Annotated in this window: 10 protein-coding genes; 2 read left to right on the top strand and 8 right to left on the bottom strand. The window is 68.5% G+C overall.

Translation table 11 applies throughout. The features are described 5' to 3' along the window. Positions 1-95 precede the first annotated feature (95 nt). The 3 genes from glmS to QO015_RS02745 form a co-directional block, all read right to left on the bottom strand. The gene (glmS, locus tag QO015_RS02735; RefSeq protein ID WP_266281625.1) at positions 96-1,916 is read right to left on the bottom strand and encodes a glutamine--fructose-6-phosphate transaminase (isomerizing); all 1,821 of its coding nucleotides are present in this window, start codon (positions 1,914-1,916) and stop codon (positions 96-98) included. Positions 1,917-2,037: 121 nt separating this feature from the next. Then, on the bottom strand, positions 2,038-3,393 hold the full coding sequence (gene glmU / locus QO015_RS02740) for a bifunctional UDP-N-acetylglucosamine diphosphorylase/glucosamine-1-phosphate N-acetyltransferase GlmU (RefSeq protein ID WP_266281624.1): 1,356 nt from the start codon (positions 3,391-3,393) through the stop codon (positions 2,038-2,040). Between the two features lie 63 nt (positions 3,394-3,456). Beyond that, positions 3,457-4,194, bottom strand: a complete 738-nt coding sequence (locus QO015_RS02745; RefSeq protein ID WP_266281623.1) for a cytochrome c biogenesis CcdA family protein — start codon at positions 4,192-4,194, stop codon at positions 3,457-3,459. Positions 4,195-4,375: 181 nt separating this feature from the next. On the opposite strand from QO015_RS02745, the gene QO015_RS02750 reads away from it, so the two are divergent. Then, a complete protein-coding gene (locus tag QO015_RS02750; protein WP_266281622.1) occupies positions 4,376-5,302 on the top strand; it encodes a carbohydrate kinase family protein in 927 nt (308 codons plus the stop codon). 144 nt (positions 5,303-5,446) lie between these two features. Here QO015_RS02750 and QO015_RS02755 read toward each other — a convergent pair whose 3' ends face one another. Genes QO015_RS02755 through QO015_RS02765 form a run of 3 tightly spaced genes read right to left on the bottom strand, consistent with a single transcriptional unit; the run spans position 5,447 to position 8,672 of the window. Continuing rightward, entirely contained in the window at positions 5,447-6,652 is a 1,206-nt protein-coding gene (locus tag QO015_RS02755) for an ABC transporter permease (protein ID WP_266281620.1), read from the bottom strand. Further along, on the bottom strand, positions 6,646-7,374 hold the full coding sequence (locus tag QO015_RS02760) for an ABC transporter ATP-binding protein (protein ID WP_266281618.1): 729 nt from the start codon (positions 7,372-7,374) through the stop codon (positions 6,646-6,648). Before QO015_RS02760 ends, QO015_RS02755 begins: the two co-directional genes overlap by 7 nt. After that, positions 7,371-8,672, bottom strand: coding sequence for an efflux RND transporter periplasmic adaptor subunit (locus QO015_RS02765; protein WP_266281616.1), 1,302 nt, complete (start codon positions 8,670-8,672; stop codon positions 7,371-7,373). Before QO015_RS02765 ends, QO015_RS02760 begins: the two co-directional genes overlap by 4 nt. Before the next feature lie 195 nt (positions 8,673-8,867). On the opposite strand from QO015_RS02765, the gene msrQ reads away from it, so the two are divergent. Further along, positions 8,868-9,797, top strand: a complete 930-nt coding sequence (gene msrQ, locus QO015_RS02770; protein WP_266281614.1) for a protein-methionine-sulfoxide reductase heme-binding subunit MsrQ — start codon at positions 8,868-8,870, stop codon at positions 9,795-9,797. On the opposite strand, the gene QO015_RS02775 is transcribed toward msrQ, so the two are convergent. Both QO015_RS02775 and QO015_RS02780 read right to left on the bottom strand, forming a co-directional pair. Continuing rightward, a complete protein-coding gene (locus tag QO015_RS02775) occupies positions 9,734-11,272 on the bottom strand; it encodes an amidohydrolase family protein (protein WP_266281612.1) in 1,539 nt (512 codons plus the stop codon). The genes msrQ and QO015_RS02775 overlap by 64 nt on opposite strands. Positions 11,273-11,366: 94 nt before the next feature. After that, complete coding sequence (locus QO015_RS02780) at positions 11,367-12,467, bottom strand: lysine-2,3-aminomutase-like protein (RefSeq protein WP_266281610.1); 1,101 nt, start codon at positions 12,465-12,467, stop codon at positions 11,367-11,369. Between the last annotated feature and the right edge of the window lie 2 nt (positions 12,468-12,469).

The raw sequence follows: 12,469 nt of genomic DNA on the forward strand, positions 1-12,469 counted from the left end.
ACTGTCGCACAGCATTATGACGGCTTGGAAAAGGATCGCCAGCCTCGTTGGCAGGCACAGGGCGGCGCGTCCTTCGCCACGCCGCCGCAACGGCGCTATTCGACCGTCACGGATTTCGCCAGATTGCGCGGCTGGTCGACATCGGTGCCCATGAAGACGGCGGTGTGATAGGCGAGCAGCTGCACCGGGATCGAATAGACGAGCGGCGTCACGCTCGCGGGCATCTCGGGCAGGATGATGGTCGCGGCGGCGTCGATCGCGGCCGCCTCGGCGCCCTTGCGGTCGGTGACGAGGATGATCCTGCCGCCGCGCGCCGCAACTTCCTGCATGTTGGAGACGGTCTTCTCGAAGACGCGGTCGAAGGGCGCGATGACGACGACGGGCATCTCCTCGTCGATCAGCGCGATGGGCCCGTGCTTCAGCTCGCCCGCCGCATAGCCCTCGGCATGGATGTAGGAGATTTCCTTCAGCTTCAGCGCGCCCTCGAGCGCGATCGGATAGCTGGTGCCCCGGCCGAGATAGAGGCAGTGCTTGACCTTGGCGAGATCGCGCGCCAGCGCCTCGATCTGGCCTTCGAGCCGCAGCGCCTCATGCATCAGGCGCGGCACCTCGCTGAAGGCGGCGACGAGCCGCGCCTCCTCTACATCGTCGATGGAGCCCCGCGCCCGGCCGGCAGCGATCGCCGTTGCGGCGAGCACCGCGAGCTGCGCGGTGAAGGCCTTGGTCGAGGCGACGCCGATCTCCGGACCGGCGAGGATCGGCAGCACGACATCCGCCTCGCGGGCGATGGTCGATTCGCGGACATTGACGACGGCGGCGATCCGCTGGCCCTCGACGCGGGCATAGCGCAGCGAGGCGAGCGTATCGGCCGTCTCACCCGACTGGGAGATGACGATCGCGAGGCCGTCCTTCGAGAGCGGCTGCTCCCGATAGCGAAACTCCGAGGCGATATCGATGTCGACCGGCAGGCGGGCGAAGCGTTCGAACCAGTATTTGGCGACGAAGCCGGCATAGAAGGCCGTGCCGCAGGCGGTGATCGAGAGGCGGTCGATCCGCGAGAAATCGATGCCCTCCGGCGGGCGGGCGCGACCTTCAGCGAGGTCGAGATAATGGGCGAGCGTGCGGCCCGTCACCTCGGGCTGCTCGTGGATCTCCTTCACCATGAAATGGCGATGGTTGCCCTTGTCGGCGACATAGGTGTTGCCGTGGGTGCGGGTCACCGGGCGCTCGACGACGCGGCCCGTCTCGTCATGGATGACCGCGCCGGCGCGCGTCACGACCGCCACGTCGCCCTCGTCGAGATAGGTGATCTCGTCGGTGAAGGGACCGAGCGCGATGCCGTCAGAGCCGAGGAACATCTCGCCGGCTCCCCAGCCGATGGCGAGCGGGCTGCCGCGGCGGGCGCCGATGACGAGATCGTCCTCGCCCTCGAAGAGAAACGCCAGCGCGAACGCGCCGCGCACCCGCGCCAGCGCTGCCTGGACGGCGGCGAGCGGCGCCATGCCGTCGGCGAGATTGGCCGTCACGAGATGCGCCATGACCTCGGTATCGGTATCGGAGGAGAAGACGCGGCCGGCCGCTTCCAGCTCCAGCCGCAGCTCGCGGAAGTTCTCGAAGATGCCGTTATGGACGACGGCGACGCGCTCCGTCAGATGCGGGTGAGCGTTGCGCTCGGACGGAACGCCATGCGTCGCCCAGCGGGTATGGCCGATCCCGATGCGGCCCGCCTTGCGGTTCCCGGCGAGCTTCGCCTCGAGATTGCGCAGCTTGCCCTCGGCCCGGAGGCTGGCGAGGTGACCACCCTCGATCACCGCGATGCCAGCCGAGTCATAGCCGCGATATTCGAGCCGCTTCAGCCCGTCGACGAGCAGCGGCGCGACGGGCGTCTGGCCCAGGATGCCGATGATGCCGCACATGCGCGTCCCCCTTCGTGCCGATCGGCGACTGACGCCGATTTTCAGAACGTGATGGAGGAGCCCTTAATTTTCCTCTGCAAGGCGAGGAAATCACTTCCTGTTTCGCGTTTTCACGCGGCCGTCAGACGCGCTTTCGCGGGCTCGCTGCCTTGGCGGCGCGGAAGCGGGCCGCCCAGCCCGGCTTTTCGACCTGCCGAGCGCGCCCGAGGGCGAGCGCGTCGGGCGCCACATCCTCGGTGACGACGCTGCCCGACCCGACATAGGCGCCGTCGCCGATCGTGACCGGCGCCACCAGCGAACTGTTCGACCCGATGAAGGCCCCTTCGCCGATGATCGTCTTCGCCTTGTCGTAGCCGTCATAATTGCAGGTGACCGTGCCGGCGCCGATGTTCGCCTCCGCGCCGACGCTGGCGTCGCCGATATAGGTGAGGTGGCTCACCTTGGCGCCGGCCCCGATGGAGGCGTTTTTCACCTCTACGAAATTGCCGACCTTGGCCTCGGGTCCGACATCGGCGCCGGGGCGCAGCCGCGCGAAGGGCCCGACCGCGGCGCCGGAACCGATGCGTGCGCCCTCGAGATGCGAAAAGGCATGGATGACGGCGCCGCCCTCGACGCTGACGCCGGTGCCGAACACGACATTCGGCTCGATGGTCACATCCGGTTCGATCGCCGTGTCGTGCGAGAAGAACACCGTCTCCGGCGCCACCAGCGTGACGCCCGACAGCATGGCGGCGCGGCGCGCGCGCTGCTGCCAGATCGCCTCGACGGCGGCAAGCTCGGCGCGGGTGTTGACGCCCGCGACCTCGTCGGCGTCGGTCTCGATCGCGACAACCGAGAGGCCTTCGGCATGGGCGATGCCGACCGCATCGGTCAGGTAGAACTCGCCCTTGGCATTGTCGTTGCCGATCCTGCCGAGAAGCTCGACGAGGCCAGCCCCGGCGAAGGCCATCAATCCGGCATTGCAGAGGCCGATCCGGCGCTCCTCGGGCGACGCGTCCTTTTCCTCGCGGATGGCGACGAGACGGCCGTTCTCGACGATGAGGCGGCCATAGCCGGTCGGGTCGGCCGGGCGGAAGCCGAGCACGACCACCGCCGCGCCTTTCGCGATCTCGGCGCGCAGGCGGGAGAGCGTGCCGGCGGTCACCAGCGGCGTGTCGCCATAGAGGACGAGCACGTCGTCGGCGCCTTCCGCCAGCGCCTCGCGGGCGGCGAGCACGGCATGGGCGGTGCCGCGCCGCTCGAGCTGTTCGTAGAGCCCCGCGTCCGGGACTCGCTTGGCCACGAAGCTCTTCACGGCGTCTGCGCCGCTGCCGACGACCACGGCGAAGCGGCCGATGCCGGCGCTCTCGGCCGCCTTCAGCACATGGCCGAGCATGGGGAGTCCCGCGACCTTGTGCATGACCTTGGGCAGGCCGGAGCGCATCCGCGTCCCCTCGCCGGCTGCGAGCACGAGTGCGAGCGAAGTGCGTTCGGTCATGGCGGTCCCTCCGGTCGAGAGGGCCAGCTTTGCGCGATCCCGGCCGCTCCGGTCAAGCCGGCCTCAGCCGATCTGCTGCAACTGCGGGAAGGTCTCGAGCAGGAAGAAGGAGAGTCGCGACATCTGGCCGGTCAGGAACATGAGGCCGGCCAGGACGAGGAAGGCGCCCATCGCCTTCTCGACCTTGGGCAGGTGGCGGCGGAAGCGCCCCAGCGCCTCGACAAGATGCTCGGCGAAGAAGGCGACCAGCAGAAAGGGAATGCCAAGGCCGAGGGAATAGATGGCGAGGAGACCCGCGCCCCGCGCCACGGTGTCGGTCGAGCCGGCCACCGCCAGGATGGCGGCCAGCACGGGACCGATGCAGGGCGTCCAGCCGAAGGCGAAGGCGAGACCGAGGACATAGGCGCCGGCAAGGCCGGCCGGCTGGTTGTCGACCCGAAGCCGCGCTTCGCGATGGAGGATGCGAAGCCGGAACACACCGAGGAAATGCAGCCCCATCACGATGATGACGAGCCCGGCCGCGATGGCGAGGACGTCCTGATAGCGCGCGATCATGCGGCCGACCACGGATGCCGTGGCGCCGAGCAGCACGAAGACCGTGGAGAAGCCGAGCACGAAGGCGAGCGACGACAGCGTCACGACCCGCCTCACCTCGCTCTCGGCACGCCGCTGCGTGACCTCCTCCAGCGACAGTCCGGTGACGTAGCAGAGATAGGGCGGCACCAGCGGCAGCACGCAGGGCGACACGAAGGAAAGCAGCCCGGCAATGAGGGCGCCCAGAAGAGTCACGTCGGCATTCATCGTCTCACGCTTCACCCGCAGAGCCGGCCACGATGGGTCGCCGTCGCTTATAGGGCATCGCCGGATCGTGGCCAGTCACGGAAATGCGAGAGCGCATGTGTCGCTGCCGCGCCTCCCCCTTGGCGCGATGGTCCGCTTCCGATAGATGGCAGAGCACCAGTCCAGCGGAGGGGTGACCGAAATGATCGTGGCGTGCGGCGAAGCGCTGATCGACTTCCTGCCGACCAAGGATGAGCAGGGACGCGACAGCTACCGGCCGGCGGTCGGCGGCTCGCCCTACAATGTCGCGCTCACCACGGGCCGCCTCGGCGTGCCGACGGGCTTCCTCGGCGGCATCTCGACCGACTTCTTTGGCGACATGCTCGCGGACGAGCTGGTTCGCAGCAACGTCGACCTCAAATATGCCGGCCGTTCGGCCCGTCCGACGACGCTCGCCTTCGTCAGCCTCGCCCATGAAGAGCCGCAATACGCCTTCTTCGACGAGAACACCGCCGGCCGCCTGCATGACCCCGCCGCGCATACGCCGATCGGCGACGAGGTCGAGGCGCTGCATTTCGGCTCCTTCTCGCTCGCGACCGAACCCTTCGCCTCGCGCCTCGCGCAGGTCATGGACGACAATCGCGGCCGACGCGTCATCTGCTACGACCCCAATGTCCGCCCGACGCTGATCGCCGACCGCGACACCTTCATGGCGCGGGCCGAGGCCTTCGCCTGCGGCGCCGACATCGTGAAGATTTCGGGGGCCGATCTCGAATGGCTGCATCCCGGCGCCGATCCCGAGACGATCGCCGAGGGCTGGCTGAAGGGCGGAGCGGGCCTCGTCGTCGTCACGCGCGGCGGCGCCGGCGTCACGGCCTTCACCCGCAAGGGCAAGGTGTTTTCGCCGATCGTGCCGACCACCGTCGTCGACACCGTCGGCGCCGGCGACAGCTTCACGGGCGGATTCCTCGCCCGGCTGCACGAGAAGGGTCTGCTCGACATCACGCGCCTGCGCACGCTCGATCATCGCGAGCTCAAGGACGCGCTCGACTTCGCCAATCGTGTCGCCTCGATCACCTGCTCGCGCGCCGGCGCCAATCCTCCCTGGCGGGACGAACTCGCGGCGTGAGACCTGTTCCCTCTCCCGCCTGCGAGAGAGGGTGAGGAGGGGCTGCGACGAGAAGCAGCCCGTCTCCATCTCTCCCGCCGGCCCGCCGGAGAGAGCGGAGGCCGGAGCGCGCTGTCGGCCGCCGGTATGGACCTTCGGCGCTTCCTACTCGTGCCGGAGCGCCTCGATCGGATCGAGATGGGCGGCGCGGCGGGCCGGCAGATAGCCGAACAGCATGCCGATGACCGCCGAGAAGGCGAAGGCGATGGCGATGATCGACGGGCTCACGACGAAGGGCACGCCGAGGAGCCCGATCGCCGAATACGCGAGGCCGAGCCCCAGCAGGATACCGACCGTCCCACCGAACAGCGACAGCACGACGGCTTCGACCAGGAACTGCGACAGAACCTGCGATTCGAGCGCGCCGATGGCGAGGCGGATGCCGATCTCGCGCGTCCGCTCGGTCACAGACACGAGCATGATGTTCATGATGCCGATGCCGCCGACGAGCAGGCTGACGGCGGCGACCGCGCCGAGAAGGCCCGTCAGGAGCTGGGTCGTACCAGCGACGGTCTCCAGCATCTGCGTCATGTCGTTGACGGAGAAGTCGTCGTCCTTGCCGGCGACGATGCCGCGCCGCTCGCGCAGCAGCCGTTCAAGATCGCCCTGCACTTTCGATGTCGCGACACCATCGCGCGCCGAGACGAGGACGATGCCGATATCGGTCGAGCCCGTGATGCGCCTCTGCACGGCGCGGAGCGGCATCAGGACGGTATCGTCCTGGTCGGCGCCCATGCCGGACTGCCCCTTCTTGACGAGCAACCCGATCACCTCGCAGGGCACCGTGCCGACGCGCAGCGGCTGGCCGATCGGATCGCTCGCGCCGAATAGCTTCACCCGCACCGTCTCGCCGATGATGCAGACGGCGCGCCCGCTGCGCTCCTCTGTCTCGAGGAAGCTGCGGCCTGCCGCGAGGTCCCAGTCGAGCGCCAGTAGATAGTCGTCCGAGGTGCCGACGACGCTGCTGGAGCGGCTCTCGCCGCCGAAGATCACTGTCGCCGAGCTCTGCACGACAGGCGCGACCGCGCGGATGCCGGGAACCTGCTGCTGGATAGCCGACACGTCGCGGGCATTGAAGGACTTCGCCGTCGTGCTCGCCCGGCCGGGGCCGAACTGGCCGGGCCGGACGAACAGCATGTTGCTGCCGAGCTTGGAGATGTCGGCCGTCACCTTGGCGGTGGTGCCGTTGCCGATGGTCACCATTGCGATGACAGCGGCGACGCCGATCACGATGCCGAGCACCGTCAGGAACGAACGCATCGGATTGCGGCGGATCGTTCTCAGCGCGAGCTTCAGCGATTCCGTCAGCATGATGCTGGCTCTCCGATGCCCACCCGCGCCGCCGCAGTCGCCGAATCGCCCTCGATGCGGCCGTCGACGAAGCGGATGGTCCGCGCGGCGAATGCGGCGATGTCCGGCTCATGCGTCACCATGATCACGGTGATGCCCTGCTCTCGGTTGAGCGCCGTCACGAGGCGCATGATCTCCTCGCTGGTCTTCGTATCGAGATTGCCTGTCGGCTCGTCGGCCAGCAGCACGGCCGGCTCGGTGACGATGGCGCGCGCGATCGCCACGCGCTGCTGCTGGCCGCCCGAGAGTTCGCCCGGCGTGTGTCCCGCCCTGCCCTCGAGCCCGACCCGTGCCAGTGCCGCGAGGGCGAGCTTCCGCCGCTCGGCAGTGCCGAGGCCGCGATAGACGAGCGGCAGCTCGACATTCTCGACCGCCGAGGTCCGCGCGAGGAGGTTGAAGCCCTGGAACACGAAGCCGAGGCGATGGCGGCGGAGCAGTGTCAGCTGGTTGCGCGACAGCGTCGTCGTCGGCACCCCTTCGAACAGATATTCGCCCGATGTGGGCCGATCGAGGCAGCCGATGATGTTCATGGTCGTCGACTTGCCCGAGCCGGACGGGCCCATGATGGCGACGAATTCTCCCCGGGCGATGCTGAAGCTGGCGCCGTCGAGCGCCTTCACACGGGCGTCGCCGCTGCCATAGACCTTCGAGACCGCGCGGAACTCGATCTCCGGGGCGGTCATTTCACCGGCGCCGCGTCGGTGACGACCTGGTCGCCGGGCTTGAGGTCGCCGCTCTTCACCTCGGTGTTGACCCCGTCGGTGGCGCCGATCTCGATGGTCACGGGGGTCGGCGTCCCGTCGCGAAGCACATAGACCGTTCGCCCGTTGCCGGTCGGCTCGGCCTTTGTGATCGCGCCCATGCGCGGCGCCGAGAAGAGGCCGAAGGCGCGCGTGTTGCCGCTCTCCGCCGGCGGCACGTAGCGGAGCGCCGGGTTCGGGATGAGCGTCGCGTCCTTTTCCTGCTGGACGACGATATCCGCCGTCGCCGTCATGCCGGGGCGGAGCAGCAGCTTCGCATTGTCGACGGTGAGCGTCGCCTTGTAGGTGACGACGTTGTTGGTCGTTTCCGAGACGAAGCGGATATCCTTGATCGCAGCCGGAAAGGTCTGGTCGGGATAGGCATCCACCGTGAAGGTCGCCGCCTGCCCCACGGCCGTCTTGCCGACATCGGCCTCGTCGACATCGACCTGCAGCTCCATCTCCCGGAGATCGCCGGCGATGACGAACAGCGTCGGCGCCGACAGCGAGGCGGCGACGGTCGCGCCCGGATCGACGCTGCGCGTCAGGACGACGCCGTCGATCGGCGAGCGGATCTTCGCCTTGGAGAGGTTGGTCCGCGCGAGACTGAGATCGGCCGTCGCAGCCTGCACATCGGCCTTCGCGGCGGCTTCGGCCGCGACAGCGCCGTCATAGGCCGCCTGCGCCTCGATCAGCTCCTGCGAGGACGAGACGTTGCGGCCGACCAGCACCTTCTTGTTGGCGAGAGTGCTCTGCGTCGAGGCGATGGTCGCCTGCGTCTTCGCGACATTGGCATTCGCGGCGGCGAGCTTCGCCTCGGCGCTCGCGACGGCGGCGTCGAGATTGTCGGTCACGAGTTCGGCCAGCACGTCGCCGGTCCTGACCGGGCTGTTGTAGTCGACATTCACCGAGCGTATCCGGCCGGAAAGCTCGCTCGACACGTCCACCTTCTCGGTCGGCTGGATCGAACCGGTCGCGGTGACCGTCACCGTGAGATCGCCCGTCGTGACCGGCGCGGTGGTGAAGCGATACGATGCCCCGCCCGTCGACATCATGCTCCACATAACGCCCGCGAGCGCGAGAAGGCCGAGAGCGGCAACGAGCGCGATAACGCGCCGCCGAGGCGGGCGCCGGCGGGCGGGTTCGCCGAGGAGCCGTCCGAGATCGCCGGTCGGCGCGCTGGCAACTCGTGGTTCGGCCGCCGTCTGATGGGTGCCGGCAACGGCGGTGTCTTCGCTCATCTGCCTCATCTGGGTGCTCTTCCGTCGATGCGCACCCTTGTTTGCACCGGACCCGCCGGTCAAATGATGAGTTGTATCAATTATGGGCCGAGGGTTGCGGAGCTTTTCGGCGATCACGGAAGCATGATCGCGCGCTCTGTCACGATCCGGCGCCGCGTGCCGTAGAAGCGGTGAGCAACAACGAAGGCCCTGCCGATGCATGAACGCGCCGCACTTCCGCTGCCCTGGCTCGACCGGCGCGGCAATGTCTCCCTGCTGAAATCGCTGGTCTTCGCCGGCGTCCTCGCGCCAGGCCTTTGGCTTCTCTTCCGCGCCGCGACCGGCAGTCTCGGGCCGCGGCCCTATATCGAGATCAATCATCAAACCGGCCTCTGGGCGATCCGATTCCTGCTGATCTCGCTCGCGGTGACGCCGCTCCGCCATGTCTGGCGCTGGGGCGACCTGATCCAGTTGCGGCGCATGCTGGGCCTCGCCGCCTTTGCCTACGCCGTCATCCACCTCGTCGCCTATGCCGGCGATCTCGGCTGGGATTTCGGCAAGGTCGTGTCCGAGATCATCGCGCGGCCCTATCTCACCATCGGCTTCGTCGCCCTCCTGATGCTGGTGCCACTTGCCGCGACCTCGACCGAAGGCATGATGCGCCGCATGGGCGGCATCGAATGGCGGGCGCTGCACCGGCTCGTCTATCCGGTGGCCGCGCTCGCCACCGTGCACTTCTTCCTGCAATCGAAGCTCGGCGTCACCGAGCCGATCGTGATGGCAGCGATCGCGGCGTGGCTCGCCCTCTGGCGGCTTCTCGCGGCGCGGATCGGCGAGCAGAAGGCGGGAACGCTGGCAGCGACCGTGATCCTCGCGATCGTGATCGTCGTCGCGACGGGGCTTGGCGAGGCGCTCTACTACTACCTCAAGGTCGGCGCGCCGTTCTCGCGCGTCCTGCCGACGAATTTCGCGTGGAAGACGAGCATTCGGCCAGCCTGGATCGTGCTCGGCATCTCCCTTGCCGTCATCGCAGTCGCGGCGATCCGCATCCCGATCGCCGCGCGGAAACCCTCACGCCGGGCTCAGGCCGGCGTCGCCGCGAAACCGGCCTCCGGCGTCTCGCAACGGCAAGGAAAGGCCGCGTAACGCTCGACGCTGTAGGGCTTCGCCGAAAGGCTGCGGCAGAAACTCGTGACCGCCTCCTCGAGCCGCTCCGCCACGGCCATGTCGGCCTGGTTCAGCGAGGCGATCGTCTCGCGCGCCGCCTCGGCCTTGCCCGCCAGGGCAGCCATGTCGGAGGCGAGGTGACGCCCGTCCCGGACGATGAAGCGCCCGTCGACCATGACGTGGCGGACGGCGGTCGCGTCCTCGACCAGCACGAGCTGGTTCGACGGGTCGTTGACCGGCATCCAGTTCGGATGGTCGAGCGTCAGGAAGACGATGTCCGCGCGCTTGCCGGGCTCGATCGACCCGACATGGCCGAAGCCGGTGAGCCGCGCGCCGCCCGTGGTCGCCGCAGCGATCACCTCGGGCGCGGAGAGCCACAGGCGGTGGTCGGGCTGGCGGACGCAGGAGACCTGCTGCGCCGCGCGCATCGCCTCGTACATGTTCTGGTTGTCGGACGAGGTGGCGCCGTCGGTGCCGATGCCGAGATTGACGCCGAGCTCCAGCATGCGGCGCGAATCCGCGATGCCGGCACCGAGCCGCATGTTGCTGCCGGCATTGTGCGAGACCGAGGCGCCGCGATCGGCGAGGCGGCGCATGTCGTCGTCGTCGAGCCAGACGCCGTGCGCGACGGAGAAATGCGGGCCGATCAGCCCGAGCTCGTCGATATGGGCGACCATCGACTTGCCCCAGAACTCCTTGGCCGCCAGCACCTGGACCTTCGATTCGCCGACATGGCTCTGCATCACCGTGTCGTAGTCGCGAACCAAGCGGTCCGAGCCGCGCATCAGTGCGTCCGAGCAATGGGTGGGGATCGTCGGCGCCACACCGAGCTTGACGTGATCGCGATCGTGCGGCCAGGCGGCCAGCGCCTCGCCCATAAGCCTCAGAACCTCGTCGGTCGCATCCGCGGCGTCGATCACGGACAGGCGCTGAAGCTCGGCCGGCAGGCTTTCGACGAGGCCGGGAATGGCGCGGTAGAAGCTGATATCGGACAGCATCGGCGCCATGACGGCGCGGATGCCGGCGTCGCGATAGGCCTGGCCCATCGCGATCAGTTCCTCGGTCGTCGCCACCGGAACGCCGAAGGTCAGGTCATAGGCGACCGTGCATCCCTTCAGCGCCATCTCGACCGCGCCGAGATAGGTGTTGAGATACTTGATCTCCGCGCTCTGGTTGCCGAAGCGCCGCGGCGCCGCCATCAGCAGCATCTCGAGGTTCCAGCGGTCGAGATAGCCGCGGGTCAGAGCGCCGCTGCCATGGGTATGGGAGTTGACGAGGCCGGGATGCATCAGGTGTCGCGACGCATCGACGACCTCCGCCTCTGGAGGCGCGGCGAGGCCCGGCTCGCCCACTTCGAGGATGGCGCCGTCCTTGACCAGGATGTCCTTGAACGGCGCCGTGCGGCCGGCCGCATCGAGCAGCCTGCCGCCGCGAATGATCGAAAACGAGCTCATGTCATCCCCGCAATGTGCGATTTCGATCGCATTAGAACAGGAAGCGGACGGTTGAGCTAGGCGGGGCGCTGCACCCGCAGGAAGGCTCCCATCCCTACACCTCCGCCGCGAACGGATAGGCGTGCACGCCGCCATTCGGGTCGGTGATCGTGCCGTCCGGGTCGACATAGTCCGGCCCGACCGGAACCTTGCCGTAGCCACCGGGGATGTCGAGCACATAGGTCGGCTGCGCGAGGCCAGAGAGGCGGCCGCGCAGCGCGCGCATCAGAGCCTGCCCCGATTCGATCGAGGTGCGGAAATGCGCGGTCCCCGGCGCGAGATCGGCATGGTGAAGGTAATAGGGCTTCACCCGAGCTTGGACAAAGGCCCGCATCAGCGCGGCCATGGTCTCCGGGTCGTCGTTGACACCCTTGAGCAGCACGCTCTGGCTGACGAGAACGATCCCGGCATCGGCGAGGCGCGCCAGCGCGTCACGGGCGGCCGGTGTGAACTCGCGCGGGTGATTGGCGTGCACGGCGACATAGACCGCCTTGCCCGTCCCGGTGAGCGCCCGGACGAGCGCGCCATCGATGCGGCCGGGGTCGACGACCGGGATGCGCGTATGAAAGCGCAGCACCTTCACATGATCGATGGCGCGGAAGCGATCCAGCAGCGCGCCGAGGCGCCGGGGCGCCGCCACCAGAGGGTCTCCGCCGGTGAAGATCACTTCCCAGATCGCCGGCCGGTCGGCGATATAGGCCAGCGCCGCTGCGAAGGCCTCGTCGCCGAGCAAGGTCGAGCCGCCGGGTCCGACCGTCTCGCGGCGGAAGCAGAAGCGGCAATAGACGGCACAGGCGTGGACGAGTTTCAGCAGGACGCGGTCAGGATAGCGATGGACGAGACCGGGAAGCGGGCTGTGCGCGTCGTCGCCGATCGGGTCGGCCAGTTCGCCCGGTCGCGTCTCGAGTTCGGCGCGGGACGGAATGAACTGTGCCGCGATGGGATCGGCGCCATCGGCGGGATCGATCAGCGCCGCGACATCCGGCGTCACCGCGACGGCATAGCGTGCGCCGACCTCGTCGAGCGCGGCCTGGTCGGCTGGCGCGACGAGCCCGGCCTCGACGAGCGCCGCTGCGCTCCTCAGCGCCGGGCGCGGCGCGATCGGCACGATCGCCGGCTCGGGGACGGCGGCGCCGGATGCGATGGGCTTGGTCATGG

It is taken from the genome of Kaistia geumhonensis (assembly GCF_030815145.1).
Classification (GTDB): domain Bacteria; phylum Pseudomonadota; class Alphaproteobacteria; order Rhizobiales; family Kaistiaceae; genus Kaistia; species Kaistia geumhonensis.